This is a genomic window from Streptomyces nigrescens (assembly GCF_027626975.1).
Classification (GTDB): Bacteria; Actinomycetota; Actinomycetes; order Streptomycetales; family Streptomycetaceae; genus Streptomyces; species Streptomyces nigrescens.
Map to the genome: position 1 here is coordinate 1597646 of NZ_CP114203.1, position 14770 is coordinate 1612415.

General features: G+C 71.1%; 13 protein-coding genes. 8 read left to right on the forward strand and 5 right to left on the reverse strand.

Going from position 1 to position 14770, the window contains the following annotated elements:
* Positions 1-52: 52 nt before the first annotated feature.
* Both STRNI_RS07225 and STRNI_RS07230 read right to left on the reverse strand, forming a co-directional pair.
* Positions 53-955 (reverse strand): LysR family transcriptional regulator, encoded by a 903-nt coding sequence (locus STRNI_RS07225; protein ID WP_277410764.1) that lies wholly within the window; start codon positions 953-955, stop codon positions 53-55.
* Positions 956-1067: 112 nt separating this feature from the next.
* On the reverse strand, positions 1068-1577 hold the full coding sequence (locus STRNI_RS07230) for an ATP-binding protein (protein WP_277410765.1): 510 nt from the start codon (positions 1575-1577) through the stop codon (positions 1068-1070).
* Positions 1578-1773: 196 nt separating this feature from the next.
* Between STRNI_RS07230 and STRNI_RS07235 the strand changes: the two genes are divergently transcribed.
* Together STRNI_RS07235 and STRNI_RS07240 are read left to right on the forward strand one after the other, a co-directional pair.
* Positions 1774-2016, forward strand: a complete 243-nt coding sequence (locus STRNI_RS07235) for a DUF397 domain-containing protein (protein WP_018090552.1) — start codon at positions 1774-1776, stop codon at positions 2014-2016.
* 112 nt (positions 2017-2128) lie between these two features.
* Positions 2129-3037 carry a helix-turn-helix domain-containing protein gene (locus tag STRNI_RS07240; protein ID WP_148589552.1) on the forward strand — a complete coding sequence of 303 codons (909 nt, stop codon included), beginning with the start codon at positions 2129-2131 and terminating at the stop codon, positions 3035-3037.
* Positions 3038-3115: 78 nt separating this feature from the next.
* Here the strand turns inward: STRNI_RS07240 and STRNI_RS07245 are convergent, their stop codons facing one another.
* Positions 3116-3931 (reverse strand): SAM-dependent methyltransferase, encoded by an 816-nt coding sequence (locus tag STRNI_RS07245; protein WP_148589551.1) that lies wholly within the window; start codon positions 3929-3931, stop codon positions 3116-3118.
* 517 nt (positions 3932-4448) lie between these two features.
* Here STRNI_RS07245 and STRNI_RS07250 point away from each other — a divergent pair.
* Positions 4449-5096 carry a TetR/AcrR family transcriptional regulator gene (locus STRNI_RS07250; RefSeq protein WP_109894394.1) on the forward strand — a complete coding sequence of 216 codons (648 nt, stop codon included), beginning with the start codon at positions 4449-4451 and terminating at the stop codon, positions 5094-5096.
* Positions 5097-5161: 65 nt separating this feature from the next.
* Complete coding sequence (locus STRNI_RS07255) at positions 5162-6034, forward strand: class I SAM-dependent methyltransferase (protein WP_274739216.1); 873 nt, start codon at positions 5162-5164, stop codon at positions 6032-6034.
* A gap of 79 nt (positions 6035-6113) precedes the next feature.
* Here STRNI_RS07255 and STRNI_RS07260 read toward each other — a convergent pair whose 3' ends face one another.
* Positions 6114-7448: a PucR family transcriptional regulator gene (locus STRNI_RS07260; RefSeq protein ID WP_274739215.1), complete on the reverse strand. Its 1335-nt coding sequence runs from the start codon at positions 7446-7448 to the stop codon at positions 6114-6116.
* A 193-nt stretch (positions 7449-7641) separates the two neighbouring features.
* Here STRNI_RS07260 and STRNI_RS07265 point away from each other — a divergent pair, with 193 nt between their 5' ends.
* Positions 7642-9159 (forward strand): hypothetical protein, encoded by a 1518-nt coding sequence (locus STRNI_RS07265; RefSeq protein WP_037742003.1) that lies wholly within the window; start codon positions 7642-7644, stop codon positions 9157-9159.
* A gap of 108 nt (positions 9160-9267) precedes the next feature.
* Here the strand turns inward: STRNI_RS07265 and STRNI_RS07270 are convergent, their stop codons facing one another.
* Positions 9268-9783, reverse strand: coding sequence for a DUF6314 family protein (locus tag STRNI_RS07270; RefSeq protein ID WP_277410766.1), 516 nt, complete (start codon positions 9781-9783; stop codon positions 9268-9270).
* A 233-nt stretch (positions 9784-10016) separates the two neighbouring features.
* On the opposite strand from STRNI_RS07270, the gene STRNI_RS07275 reads away from it, so the two are divergent.
* Genes STRNI_RS07275 through STRNI_RS07285 form a run of 3 tightly spaced genes read left to right on the forward strand, consistent with a single transcriptional unit; the run spans position 10017 to position 14635 of the window.
* Positions 10017-11486 (forward strand): aldehyde dehydrogenase family protein, encoded by a 1470-nt coding sequence (locus tag STRNI_RS07275; protein ID WP_018090544.1) that lies wholly within the window; start codon positions 10017-10019, stop codon positions 11484-11486.
* On the forward strand, positions 11474-13057 hold the full coding sequence (locus STRNI_RS07280) for an APC family permease (RefSeq protein ID WP_106430898.1): 1584 nt from the start codon (positions 11474-11476) through the stop codon (positions 13055-13057). The genes STRNI_RS07275 and STRNI_RS07280 overlap by 13 nt, the downstream gene beginning before the upstream one ends.
* A gap of 15 nt (positions 13058-13072) precedes the next feature.
* A complete protein-coding gene (locus STRNI_RS07285) occupies positions 13073-14635 on the forward strand; it encodes a GMC family oxidoreductase (protein ID WP_274739212.1) in 1563 nt (520 codons plus the stop codon).
* Positions 14636-14770: the final 135 nt, after the last annotated feature.

Consider the following 14770-nt stretch of genomic DNA (forward strand, 5'->3'; position numbering starts at 1 on the left):
AGAGGCGTAGGGCCGGGCGCCGGCCGTAGTTCAGCTACCGCGCCCGCCTCAACTACCCCATCGATACGGCACGTTGCCCCCTCTCCGCGAAGTGGGCGACGGCCAGGTCCCGGAAGCGCGCGGCGGCCGTGGAGAGATAGCTGTCCTCGCGCCGGACCAGGCTCAGGGTCCGTACGCAGTCGGGGGTGTCGAGGTGCAGCCAGGCGAGCGGCACCGAGGCGAGGTCGGCGCGGGCCAGCGCGGGCATCAGGCCGACGCCGAGACCGGCCGCGATCAGGAAGTGGGTGGCACCCGGCTCGTCCCCCTCGCAGGAGATCACCGGTCGGCGTCCGATCGCGGTGAACAGCCGCTCCAGCAGCGCCCGTTGCCAGTGGCCCGGCCTGGTCGTGATGAAGGGTTCCTCCGCGACCTCCTCGACCGTGACCCGTTCCCGGCCGGCCAGCGGATGCCCGGCCGGGACCGTGAGCAGCACCTCTTCGTGCAGCAGCCGCAGCGCGCCCAGACCGGGTCCGGGCAGCGGCTGCGAGGCGATGCAGAAGTCCACCTCCCGGGCGCGCAGCTGCTCCCGCATCACCTCGGGGGTGGACTGGAGACCCCGGACGGTGACGCCGGGGTGAGCGGCGCGGAATCCCGCCAGCAGCTCGGTGAGGGGCAGCAGGGTCTCGGCGGCGATCGCGATCCCGCCGTCGTCGAGTCCGGCCGCATCGGCCATTTCCCGGCGGGCGTCGTCGAGTTCGTCCAGCGCCCGCTCGACCCGGGTCAGGAACGCGGCGCCATGACGGTTGAGCCGGATGGCCCGGCCGTGCCGGTCGAAGAGCGGCACGCCCAGTTCGGCCTCCAGCCGGGCGATCGTCCGGCTCACCGAGGGCTGGGCCACCCGTAATTCCTCGGCGGCCCGGCTGATGTGTTCTCGGCGCGCGACCGCCCGGAAGTAGCGCAGGGACAGCAGATCCATCGGTTTCTCGGGCCTTCCGCTCAGGTAACGGCGACCCGGGAATCGTCACATACGGCAGCGCCAGGACACGTTCTTCACGGGAGGCCGGCGCAGCATCCCGTACGGGCGGGACTCAGCCGCGCATCGACATCGTCGCCCAGACCGTCTTCCCCGACCGGTCGGGGGGCGTCCAGCCCCAGGAGTCGCTCAGCCGGTCGACGATGTACAGACCCCGCCCGGATTCCGACAGGGCGTCCTGGGGCTTGATGACGGGGGTGCCGGGGCCGGCGTCCGAGACCGCGCACAGCACGGTGGTCTCCTGCCGGGTCAGCGCCAGCCAGGCGTTGCAGAAGGGGACGGGGGCCGCGGCGTCCTCGCCGCCCGCACCGGTGCCCCGGAGGCCGTGACGCAGGGCGTTGCTGACGAGTTCGGAGACGACCAGGACCGTGTCGTCGGCGAGACCGGCGCACACCCGCCAGCCTTCGAGGGTCGCCCGGGTGAACCGGCGGGCTTCCGGCACGGTGCGCGCGTGGCCGCTGAGGGCACAGGCGGCGAAGCCGTCGGGGGCGGGCGCCCACCAGGCGTCCTCATACGGTTCCTCCCGAAGGGCGTCGTGCACGGTCTCTGCCGGATGTGTGGTCATCAACATCTCCGCGAAGGGGATTTCGGGGCTGGGCCGGACTGCCTCGGAGGGCTAATATCCTCGTCAGCCGTCGCCCGGTGCAAGTGCATCTGCAATTACATCGGTAAGTACGGCGACACAGGGGCTCGTTCACGCCAAGGTGATCGCAGGCTCGGCATCGATCGGAGGAACGCCCTCCAGCAAGGGAGCAGTTGTGATGGAGTCGGTGAGCAACGGCATGCAGGCGACCAGCATCGAAGGGGCCGTCTGGCGCAAGAGCCGCCGCAGCAACCCCAGTGGCAACTGCGTTGAACTGGCGGTTCTTTCGGACGGCGGAGTGGCGGTGCGCAACTCCCGGTTCGCCTCCGGTCCGGCGCTCATATACACCCGCGAGGAGATGGTGGCCTTCGTCCAGGGCGCCAAGGACGGCGACTTCGACGATCTCATCGCCCGGGACTGACGCGGACGCCGCCACGATTGGCGCATATGTCGACTGGATAATCCCCCCGCCTGTACGCAGCCTCGGGGCGGTGGGACACTGGGCGTTCGCCCGACCACTCAGGGGAGTCAGCATGAGCGCCGCGCAGCCGAGCAGCGGTCCGTCCCTGCGCCGCTATCTCGACCATCCGCGGGGCGGCCCGACCGTCCTGCGCATCGTGCTGGGCACCCAGCTCCGCCGGCTGCGGGAAGGCGCGGGCATCACCCGTGAGGCCGCCGGGGACGCCATCCGCGGCTCGCACGCAAAGATCAGCCGCCTGGAACTCGGCCGGGTGAGCTGCAAGGAGCGCGATGTCGCCGATCTGCTGACGCTCTACAACGTCACGGACGAGGCGGTCCGCGCCGACTTCCTCAAGCTGGCCCGCCGGACCAGCAGCCCCGGCTGGTGGCATCAGTACGGCGATGTGCTGCCCGGCTGGTTCGAGACCCATATCGGCCTCGAAGAGGCCGCCTCGGTGATCCGCACCTACGAAGTCCAGTTCGTGCCGGGCCTGTTGCAGACCCCGGACTACGCCCGTGCGGTGGCGCAGCTCGGCCATCCGCGGTCCTCGCCCGAGGAGATCGAGCGCCGGGTGCAGCTGCGGGTGCAGCGCCAGGAACTGCTGACCATCCCGGACGCACCGCGGGTGTGGGCGGTGATCGACGAGGCATCACTGCGCCGCCCGCTCGGCGGGCCGGAGGTGATGGCAGATCAGCTCAGACATCTGCTGAAGATGACCAAGCTGCCGAATGTCACGCTGCAGATCGCCCCGTTCAGCCTCGGTGGACTGGCGGCGGCCGGTGGTCCGATCACGATCCTGCGGTTCCTGGAGCCGGATCTGCCCGACATCGTCTATCTGGAGCAGCTGACCAGCGCGCTCTATCTGGACAAGCGCGATGATGTGGACCACTACCTCGCGGTGATGGACCGGCTCAGCGCCCAGTCCGAGTCACCGCGCGAATCCGTGGCGATCCTGGAGCGGCTGCTCAAACAGGAGAGCTGATCCGCACGGCGCCGACGGAGCGGGGCGGGGTACCCACCGGGGTGCCCCGCCCCGCTCCCGTGTCGCGGGGTGTCCGCGCTACGGCTTGCGGGCGACGCCCCCGTACTCGATCCACTCCTGGGTGAGCTGCTTGGGGCCGATGTCCGCGTCCGGCTTCCAGGTGGAGACCTCCACCAGGCCCGGCTCCTGGACCTCCAGCCCTTCCAGGAATCCGGCCAGTTCATGCGCCTGCCGCACCCGGCCCCACTGGCCGTGGGTGCTGACCCGCATGAATTCGGTGACGAAGTCGCGGGTCGCCGCGTCCTCGCTGACCAGCTGGCACACCACCAGGAAGCTGCCGGGTACCAGCCGGTCGGCGACCCGCTTGATCAGACCGGCCGGGTCGTCGGCGTCCGGTATGCAGTGGAGCACGGAGACGAACAGCGCGGCGACGGGCCTGTCGAAGTCGATCAGCCGCTCGACCTCGGGGCTGCCGAAGATGCCGTCGGTGTCCCGCATGTCCGCCTGGATGACGGCGGTGTTGGCGTTCTCCTCCAGCAGGGCACGGCCGTGTGCCAGCACGATGGGGTCGTTGTCGACGTAGACCACGCGGGAATCCGGGTCGACCTGCTGGGCGACCTGGTGGACGTTGTCCTGGGTCGGCAGGCCTGATCCGTGGTCGATGAACTGCCGGATGCCGTGTTCACGAGCCAGCCAGCGGACCACTCGCTGCAGAAAGCGCCGGTTGTTGATCGCCAGCACCTGGGTGCTCGGTACGACCTTGCTCAGCTCTTCGCAGGCCTCGCGGTCGACCGCGTAGTTGTCCTTGCCGCCGAGGTAGTAGTCGTACATCCGCGCCACACTCGGGATGCTGACGTCGACGGCGCTGGACTGCGGTCGCGTTTCTTGGCTCATTCCACACTTTCCCGTCGCTTCGGCAGCCATCAGCCAGGGGGCAGCGGCCGATCGTTGCGTGATTGTACGACCACGCCCCGCAGTCCCCAACATACCTAGCGGAGGGCGGTTGTTGCAGACGAGCGACAGTGTTCCTTGTGACCGGTCGCGAGGTGACGGCGCGTCACTTGATAGGCACCCAGGCCGCGGAGAAGGTTTCGGCCGATGCGGGGGTACGGGCCGCCACCACGCCACTCACAGGCGGCGGCCCGTTCCATTTCCCGGCGACACCCAACGCCGGGCACGCCCCGCGCGGTCCGGGCCCGGCCCAGGAACACCCGGGCCCTGCCGCATCCGTCCGCCTCAGCAGCCACCCGGACAACTGCCGTTGCGGAATGGAGCGTTGCGTGGGGTCGCCTACCACCGTCACCCCGCTTTACACCTCTCGATGGCGGCCCCGGCGAGCAGCGTCCCCTCCCCCGCGACCTTACTTCGAAGTAAACTTACCCATCAGTAAGGCTGAGGTAGGCTGGCACGAATGAGCGATACACGCAGGCGACGCATCCCCCGGCCGGTCCGGGAGCAGCTGATCATCGACGCGGCGATCGGGGTCTTCGCCAAGCGCGGCTACCACGCCTCCTCGGTCGACGAGATCGCGGAACTCGCCGGGATTTCCAAGCCGATGGTCTATCTCTATCTCGACTCCAAGGAAGGACTGTTCCTCGCCTGTCTGCGCCGCGAGGCCGAGCGCCTGGTGGCCGCGTTCCGGGCCGCCGCGGGCCCCGCGCCCTCCCCCGAGCTGCGGCTGCGGGCGGGGCTGCTGGCGTTCTTCACCTTCGTCACCGAGCATCCGGACAGCTGGGTCGTGCTGCACCGGCAGGCGTCGGAGCTGAGCCCGGCGATAGCGGCGGAGCTGGCGCAGACCCGGCGGGCGGTGCTCGCCGAGGTCTCCGGGCTGGTCCGGATCTGCGGCGCGGAGAGCACCGGCCCCGCCCGCCCCGACGACGAGGCCGACTTCGTGGCGTACACCCTGGTCGGAGCGGCGGACTCGCTCACCGACTGGATGGTGCTCCACCCCGACGAGCCCCCGGAGCGGATCACCGTGCGGCTGATGAACATGGTGTGGGTGGGGATGCGCAATGTCCTCGACGGGGAGGTGTGGACGACACCGGCCGAGGAGGGGTAGGAGGCGCCGGCCGTCCCTCCGTCCCCTACGGGTGGCCTCCCCGGCCCGGTGGGTAGGAGGGACGGATGACCATGAACAAGAGTGAACTGACGCCCTTACCGGGAATCCCGCCCACCGCCGAGGAGATGGTCCTGGCCAACCAGGCGAACTGGGACGCCCGTACCCCGGTTCATGTGGCCAGCGAGTTCTACGGACTGGACGGCTCCCGTACCGCCGAGGACTGGTTCGCGCCGTTCGAGTGGACGGACCTCGGCGAGCTGGCCGGGCGGGACGTGCTGCATCTGCAGTGCCATCTGGGCACCGAGACGGCCGCGTTCGCCGAACGGGGCGCGGCGCACACGGTGGGGCTCGACTTCTCCGCGGCGGCGGTCGCGGAGGCCCGGCGGCTCGCCGCGGAGGGCGGCCGGACCATGGAGTTCGTCCAGGCCGATGTGCACCGGGCCCCGGAGGCGCTCGGTGCGCGGCGGTTCGATGTCGTCTACACCGGCAAGGGGGCGCTGTGCTACCTGCCGGATCTGACCGCCTGGGCGGGGATCGTCAGCTCGCTGCTCCGGCCGGGCGGGACGTTCTATCTGGTGGAGTTCCATCCGCTGCTGGACTCCCTGGGGCCGGCCGGGGGGCCGGACCAGCAAGAACTCCTGCTCCGGAACGACTACTCAGGCGGCCGCGGTCCCCTCAGGAGCGATACGCCGTGCACCTACACCGACGGTCCGCCGGTGCAGGGAGCCACGACGAGCTATGAGTGGCGGCACGGGCTCGGGGAGGTCATCTCCGCCGTGATCGGTGCGGGGCTGACCGTCGAACTGGTGCGGGAGACCGAGATGTTGCCCTGGAAGCGGTTCGATGCGATGGTGCCGGCCGAGAACGGCTGGTGGCGCCTTCCGCCGTCGGAGCCGATCGTTCCGCTGCTGTACGCACTGCGGGCGGTCAAGAACTGAGCCTTCGGACGGGCCCACCCCGTCCGGTCCCGTTGAGTGCCTTGGCCTCCGGGACCGGGCGGGAACCGCCGTATGCGGCTCAGCTCGCCGGCCCGTGGAACCGGCGGTGGGTCAGCGCCCACCAGACCTCGGCCAGATCTGCCGGGTCACGGAGGTTGGTACCGGTGATCTCCTCGAAGCGCCGGAGCCGGTTGCGGAGGGTGTTGGGGTGGACGTAGAGGGTCCGCGCGGCAGCCTCCAGGCGCAGCCCCTGTCGTAGATAGGCGGCCGCGGCCTCCTCCAACTGGGCGCCGTCCTCGCCCCGTTCGGCCAGCGGGGACAGGCGGAGCGTTACCAGTTGTTCGCCCACGGCCGGCAGCGCCACGACCGTGGCCCGTAGCCCCAGCTCCTCACGGGTGAACGCCCCGACGAGCCCGAATCCGGCGGCGGCCCGCAGCGCCTGGGTGGCCCGGGTGAATTCGGTGGCGAGTCCGGACGCGGGCGCCGGGGCGCCCAGTCCCAGCATCAGGCTGCGGCACAGCCCGGCCGGGCGCCCGACCAGCAGCCCCGCCACATCCCCGTCCACGGTCGTGACCAGGGGCCGCCCCGCCTCGTCCAGGGCGAGCCAGGGACGCAGCAGATCGACGGTCCGGCGGAAGGCGCGGTCGCCGGGACCGGCATGGCCCGCGGCGGCGGGGGCACCGCCCGGGTCGCCGGGCGGGGAAACCTCGGGCAGCCGCGCACGGAAGGGGAGGCGGAGGGCGCTGTGCACATATGAGCCGTCCTCGGTCTCCGCGTCGTCGGCCTGCCGCTCGGTCCGGTATCCGTCGGCCGGCCTGTCGCCGGTGAGCCCGGCGCCCCAGGCGCCGAAGCCGGCCGGGGACTTGTCCCACCGCGCCTCGCCGAGCAGCAGGGCGCGGACCATGGCCGCATGGCGGCGGTCCGCCGCCGGGTCGTCGCCCTGGAGAGCGACCCGGCAGGTGCGGACGATCCGCAGGGTGTTGGCGTCGACCCACGCCCGCAGGGTCTCGGCGATCGGCAGCAGATCCTCGGCGGTCCCGCCCCGGGCGGTCATCTCCTCGCCGAACCGCCGCCAGACGATGTCCGTCCCGATCCGGTAGGCCGAGATGATGTCCTCGACGGGCAGCGAACGGGCCAGGTCCGTCACCTCGTCGAGGTGCGCCGACGGGATGCCGTACGCCGGGCCGTCGTCGCGGCCGCTTCCCCGCGCGGTCCGCCGCTCCTCGGCCCAGCGCTGCACCAGCGAGAGGCCGTTGCGCAGCGACGCCATCACCCTCGGCCGGATCTGGTCCGCCGACACCGCCGCGTAGGAGGGGAGTTGGGCCCGCAGGCCGTCGATGACCTCGTCGGTGAGCGCGTCGATCCCGGCGTGCAGCGCGGCGGCGGACTCCGGCACCGTTGTGGAAGTCTCCACCCGTCCCCTCCCGACTCGGTGTCTTTCCCCATGGCGAAAGCGATCATTCGTCGCCATGCTACGAGGAAGCCGCCCGAACCCCTACAGATGTTCGATCTTGGATGACTTTCCCCAGTCATCCGGACTCGTCCCTGCGTTCGGTGCGCGGCCCCGCTGTTCCTCCCCGCCACCCCCCGCACCATCAAGGAATCCCATGGCTGTTTCCTGGCGTCGCCTCGCGGTGCCCGCCGCCGCGGTCGGCGTACTCGTCCCCGCCGCGCTCGGCACCCACGCCCTGCTCTCGGGTCCCGACACGCCGCGCACGTCCTCGGCCGGCATACCCGCCACCGGGCCGACCGCCCCCGGTGCCGTACCGGACGACGCCCGCGCCTCCGGTCCGGAGGGCGCTGCCGCGGTCGCCCGGCCGTCCGACGCACCGACGCGTTCCGGCAATTCGGTCTCCGTGCAGCTCTCGTCGTACGACGCGCAGCGCAAGCAGGCCGAGCTCAAGCCGTCGGCCGGCAAGACCGTACGGACCGGTGATGTGATCGCCGCCGCGCCCAACCGGCACGCCCCCTCGGGTGCGCTGTTCAAGGTCGGCAAGGTCACCGGCTCCCGCGACGGCAAGGTCCGGGTGACCACGTCCCCCGCCACGCTCTCGGAGCTGCTCGGCGATCAGAAGGTGGACCAGCGCTCGGCGTTGCAGCCCGGCGAGATCTCGGTCAAGCCGCTCTCCTCGGGTGTCACCGTCAAGAAGCCCGCTACCGGCGCCGGTTCGGACAGCGGCAGCCCGGCACCGTCCGGCAGCCCGGGCACGCCGTCCGGCAGCCCGGACGCCACCGCCTCCGGCTCCCCGAGCCCGTCGGCGTCCGACGCCTCCGGGGTGCGCACCCAGCTCGTCCCCTCCGGCACCCGCCCGGCCCCCAGCTCCTCCGGCAGCGCGCTGTCGCCCGAGGCGCGCAAGGCGCTCACCACCCTGCGGCTGGGCGTCAATGTGCCGCTGCCCAAGGGCGTGCAGGCGACCGCGAAGTCCCCCGCCCGGCTGTCCGGCGAGGTGTCGTTCCGGCCCGAGCTGATCTTCCAGTACGAGAAGCGCGGCGGGCTGAACCTGCTGCCGCAGCGCGCGGCCATCGGCCTGGGCGGCTCCTACGGCTATGGCTGGCAGGTGCACGGCAAGGTCAAGGGCAAGGCGGACACCGGGCAGGTCGCGGTGCCGCTCGCGGCGGTCACCGGACGGCACGTCTTCTGGGTGGGCCCGGTTCCCGTCGTGGTCAGCACCGAGGTCACCTTCACCTACCGCTTCTCCGCTGACGGCCGCATCGTGCTCGACGCCGACCAGCGCACCGCCGGTTCGTTCGCCGTCGGCGCGAAGTACGACCGCAGCCAGGGCTGGAAGCCGCTGCACGAGGCCCAGCAGCAGACCAAGGGCGCGGCGCCGCGGGTCGAGGGCGCGGCCTCCGCGACGGCCCGTATCGGGGCGCGGGCCGAGGTGTTCCTCTACGACACGGCGGGCGTGGGCGGCGAACTGTCCGTCCATCTCACCGGACGGGCCGCGGGGGCGACCGGTGGCGGAGCCCCGGCGTGGGCGCTCAGCGCGGGCTATGACCTGAAGACCGAGCTGATGCTGCAACTGAAGATCTTCGGCATCCAGATCGCCGATCTGCGGACCACGCCGTTCGCGCTGCACGACGAGCGGAAGCTCTTCGGACGGGGGAAGCTGCCCGCCGCCTGAACCCTCATCTGACCGACGCCGGCACCCCCGCGGACATCTGTCCCCGGGGGTGCTGTGCGCTGTGTACGGGGGACGGCCCCGCGGACGCCCGCACCGGCCCGGTCGCGGTCACCCCAGCCGCCGGTAGACCGAGCACAGCAACTGGTCCTTCGCCGGACCGCCGACCCGCCACTCCAGATGCCAGGTGTCCGGCCCGACGGCGGTGAAGGTCCCCTCGTACCGGTCCGCGGCACAGGGGTGGACGGTGGTCCACCGGCCGGTCCGCAGGTCGAGGTCGTGGAAGGGCCGTCCGTCGGCGAACTCGATCGCGGCGGTGCCGTCCGGGCGGGGCCGTACGCGCAGGGTGCGGCTCACCGGAGCCACCGTCCCGCCCCAGCTCAGCTGCCCCTCCTCGCTGTGCAGCAGCCCCCCGCCGGCCGCGTCGGGCCGGAATGCGGCGGTGCCGCGGAAGCTGCCCTCGGCGCCGGTCCGCAGGTCGTGGACGGTGCGCTCGATGCTCCAGCGCCCGGAGAGGTACGCCGCGACGTCAGGGACGGGGTGCCGCCCCGTGGCCGGCTCCTCCCGATCCCGACCCCGATCCCCGTCACGCTCCGGCTTCCGGTCCCGGCCCAGCTCGCTGCCCATCCCTCCATTCTCCTGTCCGCCCGCCCGTGTCACTCCGTCGGCCCCGCCCGGTGCCGCTCCCCTCTCCCCCGGCCCCTCGTACCGTGCGGAGCCGCACCGCCCGTCTTACTCTCGGTGCAGTGATCGTCACCGAGGTCCGCACGGCGGGCCGACCGGCGGCCTGACGCCGCCGGCCGGGGCGGCCGCGCCCGCCGCGGCCGCCCCGTACGAGCCCGGAGACCGGAGGCACCACCATGCCGGAGCTGTTCATCGGCGGTCAGTGGACCGCAGCGGCCGACGGGCAGGTGCGCGAGATCCGCTGCCCCGCGGACGGCACGCTGGTCGCGACCGTGGACGAGGGCGGGCCGAAGGAAGCGGCGGCGGCGATCTCCGCGGCCCGTACGGCGTTCGACGACGGGCCCTGGCCCCGTACCCCGGCGGCCGAGCGCGGCCGGCTGGTGCTGCGCGTCGCCGAGCTGCTGGAGCGCGACCGGGACGCGCTGGCCCGGGCCGAGTCGCTGGACACCGGCAAGCGGCTGGTCGAGAGCGGCTACGACATGGACGACATCGCCAACTGCTTCCGCTACTTCGGCAACCTCGGCGCGGCCGGGGGCACCGACCGGGTGGTGGACGCAGGTGCCGCGGAGATCGCCAGCACGGTGTGCCACGAGCCGGTCGGTGTCTGCGCGCTGATCACCCCCTGGAACTACCCGCTGCTGCAGACCGCCTGGAAGGTCGCGCCCTGTCTGGTCACGGGCAACACCTTCGTCCTGAAGCCCAGTGAGCTGACCCCGCACACCGCCATCCACCTCATGCGGCTGCTGGCCGAGGCCGGACTGCCCGACGGGGCCGCCAACCTGGTGCTGGGCACCGGCCCGGCCGTGGGTGCCCTGCTGACCGAGGATCCGCGGGTGGACATGGTGTCGTTCACCGGCGGTCTGCTCACCGGCCGGCGCATCATGGCCGCGGCGGCGCCCACCGTGAAGAAGATCGCGCTGGAGCTGGGCGGCAAGAACCCGAACATCGTCTTCGCGGACGCCGACTTCGACACCGCCGTGGACTACGCCCTGATGGCGGTCTTTCTGCACTCCGGGCAGGTCTGCTCGGCGGGCGCCCGGCTGCTCGTCCAGGAGGAGCTGCACGATGCCTTCGTCGACGAACTGGTCTCCCGCGCCCAGCGGATCCGGCTCGGCGGGCCGTTCGACGAGCATGCCCGCACCGGCCCGCTGATCTCGGCCGCGCACCGCGCCAAGGTCGAGGCGTATGTGTCGGCCGGGCTCGACGAGGGCGCCGTACTGCTCTGCGGCGGCTCCGCACCCGACGATCCGTCGCTGGCGAACGGCTTCTACTATCTGCCGACCGTGCTGGACGAGTGCACCCCGGACATGTCCGTCGTCCGCGACGAGAGCTTCGGCCCGGTGCTGACCGTCGAGCGGTTCCGCGACGAGGACGAGGCGGTCTCGCTCGCCAACGACACGGTGTACGGACTGGCCGGGGCGGTGTGGACCCAGGACAGCGAGCGTGCCCACCGGGTCGCCGCCCGGCTGCGCGCGGGAACGGTGTGGATCAACGACTTCCATCCGTATGTGCCACAGGCGGAGTGGGGCGGGATGAAGCAGTCGGGCGTCGGCCGTGAGCTGGGGCCCGCGGGGCTGGCCGAGTACCAGGAGGCCAAGCACGTCTGGCGCAACACCGCGCCACGGCCGCAGAGGTGGTTCGAGTGACCGGTCCCGAATCCTCCCGCCCCGGCACCCGGGCCGACGGTTCGCACGACGACGACGCGATCGCCGAACTCGGCTACAAGCCGGAACTCAAGCGCACGCTGGGCAACTTCCACACCTTCGCCGCCGGAATCAGCTATATCTCCATCCTCACCGGCACCTTCCAGCTGTTCTACTTCGGTATCGCCCATGGCGGCCCGGCGTACTGGTGGTCCTGGCCGATGGTCTTCGCCGGACAGCTGATGGTGGCGCTGTGCTTCTGTGAGCTGGCCGCCCGTTATCCGGTGGCCGGATCGGTCTACAACTGGGCCAAGAAGCTCGGCGGCCCGCACATCGGCTGGCTCGGCGGCTGGATGATGGTGACCGCGACCATGGTCTCGCTGTCCGCGGTGGCGCTGGCCTACCAGGTGACGCTGCCGCAGATCTCGTCGTGGTTCCAGTTCATCGGCGACGGCACCGGCAAGTCCGCGGCCGAGAACGCCGTACTGCTCGGCACCGTGCTGATCACCTTCACCACCCTGGTCAACGCCTTCGGCGTCAAGCTCATGGCGCGGATCAACTCCGCGGGCGTGGCGATCGAGCTGATCGCCGCCATCGTCCTGATCCTGCTGCTCGCCGCGCATGTCACCCGCGGCCCCGACGTGGTGACCGACACCTTCGGTCTGGGCGAGGGCGAGAGCCTCGGCTACTTCGGCGCGTTCCTGACCGCGTCACTGGCCTCGGCCTACGTCATGTACGGCTTCGACACCGCCTCGTCGCTCGGTGAGGAGTCCAAGGACCCCGGCCGCAACGCCCCCCGCGCGATCCTGCGGGCACTGGTCGCGTCCTTCCTCATCGGCGGTCTGATCCTGCTCTTCGCCCTGCTCTCGGTGCCCGATCTGCAGGCCGAACAGCTGAAGGTGGACGGGCTGCAGTACGTGGTGCTCTCCACGCTGGGCTCGACCGTGGGGCAGATCGTGCTCTGGTGTGTGGTCATCGCGATCACCGTGTGCGAACTGGCGGTGCACACCGCCGGCATCCGGCTGGCGTTCGCGATGGCCCGGGACAACAACCTCCCGGCCGCCTCCCTGCTCGCCAAGGTCAGCCCCCGCTTCCAGACGCCGGTGCTGCCGGCCGTCGTCATCGGGCTGGTGGCGGTCGGCATCCTGGTCATCAACGTCAACCAGCCGCAGATCTTCTCGGTGATCACCAGCATCGCGATCATCATGATCTATCTGGCGTATCTGTCGGTCACCCTGCCGATGCTGGTCCAGCGGCTGCGGGGCAACTGGACGCCGGCCAAGGGCAAGTTCTCCCTCGGCAGGTTCGGTATTCCGGTGAACATCCTGGCGGTCCTCTGGGGCATCGCGATGTCACTCAACCTCGCCTGGCCGCGCGCCGCGGTCTACAACGCGACCGGCCCGCAGCACTGGTATCTGCGCTGGGGCGCCTTCTTGTTCATCGGCGTCGTGGCGATCGGCGGTTTCGCCTACTACTGGTTCGTCCAGCGCAAGCGCACGGGCGTCCTCGCCATGCACGCCGCCGTCCGCCCGGACGGCGGCACCCCGGGCGACGCAGGCAACCCCACCCCCTGATCTGGAGACGGCACGATGTCCGAAGAGGCCCCTGTGGACGAGTTCGACTATGTCGTGGTCGGCGGCGGCACGGCCGGCGCCGTCGTGGCGGCCCGGCTCAGCGAGGATCCGACCGTCACCGTATGCCTGCTGGAGGCCGGCCCCTCCGACGTCGGCGACGAGAACGTGCTGCGCCTGGACCGCTGGATGGGGCTGCTGGAATCCGGCTACGACTGGGACTATCCGGTCGAACCGCAGGAGAACGGCAACAGCTTCATGCGGCACGCCCGCGCCAAGGTGCTCGGCGGCTGCTCCTCGCACAACTCCTGTATCGCCTTCTGGGCCCCGGCCGAGGACCTCGACGAGTGGGCCGCGATGGGCTGTACGGGGTGGAGCGCGGCCGACTGCTTCCCGCTCTACCAGCGGCTGGAGAACAACGACGCCGCCGGCGACCACCACGGCCGCAACGGCCCGGTCGTCGTGCGCACCATCCCGCCCCACGACCCCTGCGGTGCGGCCCTCCTGGAGGCCTGCGCGGCGGCCGGTATCCCGACCACTGCCTTCAACACCGGCGAGACCGTCATCCGCGGCGCGAACTGGTTCCAGATCAACTGCCGCCCCGACGGCATCCGTTCCTCCGCCTCGGTCTCCTACCTCCACCCCGTCATGGGCACCCGCAAGAACCTCGACGTACGCACCGGTCTTCAGGCCAGGCGCCTGAATTTCGACTCCGCACGGCACTGCACCGGTGTGGACTACCTCGCCCCCGACCTGATCCACACCCGCACGGTCAACGCCCGCCGTGAGACCGTCGTCTCCTGCGGCTCCATCGACTCCCCGAAGCTCCTGATGCTCTCCGGCATCGGCCCGGCCACCCATCTGCGCGCCACCGGTATCGAACCGATCGTCGACTCCCCCGGCGTCGGCTCCTACCTCCAGGACCACCCGGAGGGCGTGATCATGTGGGACGCCAAGAAGCCCATGGTCCGCTCCTCCACCCAGTGGTGGGAGATCGGCATCTTCGCCGACACCGAGCCCGGTCTGGACCGCCCGGACCTGATGTTCCACTACGGCCAGGTGCCCTTCGACATGAACACCTACCGCCGCGGCTACCCCACCTCGGAGAACGCCTTCTGTCTCACCCCGAACGTCACCCGCGCCCGCTCCCTGGGCACCGTGCGCCTGCGCACCCGCGACTTCCGTGACAAGCCCAAGGTCGACCCGCGCTACTTCACCGACGAACACGATCAGCGCGTCATGATCCACGGCCTGCGGCTCGCCCGCGAGATCATCTCCCAGTCCCCCATGGCCGATTGGGCCGGCACCGAACTCGCCCCGGGCCCCTCCGCCCGCTCCGACACCGAGCTCCTCGACTACATCCGCACCACGCACAACACCGTCTACCACCCCGCCTGCACGGTCCGGATGGGCGCCGCCGACGACCAGGTCACACCGCTCGACCCCCAGCTGCGCGTCAAGGGCGTCACGGGTCTGAGGGTGGCCGACGGTTCGGTGATGCCGTTCCTGCCGGCCGTGAATCCGTGCATCACGACGATGATGATCGGGGAGAAGTGCGCGGACATGATGCGGAGCGGCTGACCGGCGCACACAAAAGACCTACGAGGTGGGCTCCCTTCGCCGGCATTGTCCGGATCAGGTGCTTGGGGGTCGCCGTCCGGTCTTACGACCTTTCGGCCTCTCAGCCCGACCTTTCCTCTTGTCCTCGGCGAGAGC

Coding starts and splice junctions, on each gene's coding strand:
- STRNI_RS07225 (WP_277410764.1), bottom strand. CDS start 955: ATGGATCTGCTGTCCCTGCGCTACTTCCGGGCGGTCGCGCGCCGAGAA.
- STRNI_RS07230 (WP_277410765.1), bottom strand. CDS start 1,577: ATGACCACACATCCGGCAGAGACCGTGCACGACGCCCTTCGGGAGGAA.
- STRNI_RS07235 (WP_018090552.1), top strand. CDS start 1,774: ATGGAGTCGGTGAGCAACGGCATGCAGGCGACCAGCATCGAAGGGGCC.
- STRNI_RS07240 (WP_148589552.1), top strand. CDS start 2,129: ATGAGCGCCGCGCAGCCGAGCAGCGGTCCGTCCCTGCGCCGCTATCTC.
- STRNI_RS07245 (WP_148589551.1), bottom strand. CDS start 3,931: ATGAGCCAAGAAACGCGACCGCAGTCCAGCGCCGTCGACGTCAGCATC.
- STRNI_RS07250 (WP_109894394.1), top strand. CDS start 4,449: ATGAGCGATACACGCAGGCGACGCATCCCCCGGCCGGTCCGGGAGCAG.
- STRNI_RS07255 (WP_274739216.1), top strand. CDS start 5,162: ATGACCATGAACAAGAGTGAACTGACGCCCTTACCGGGAATCCCGCCC.
- STRNI_RS07265 (WP_037742003.1), top strand. CDS start 7,642: ATGGCTGTTTCCTGGCGTCGCCTCGCGGTGCCCGCCGCCGCGGTCGGC.
- STRNI_RS07270 (WP_277410766.1), bottom strand. CDS start 9,783: ATGGGCAGCGAGCTGGGCCGGGACCGGAAGCCGGAGCGTGACGGGGAT.
- STRNI_RS07275 (WP_018090544.1), top strand. CDS start 10,017: ATGCCGGAGCTGTTCATCGGCGGTCAGTGGACCGCAGCGGCCGACGGG.
- STRNI_RS07285 (WP_274739212.1), top strand. CDS start 13,073: ATGTCCGAAGAGGCCCCTGTGGACGAGTTCGACTATGTCGTGGTCGGC.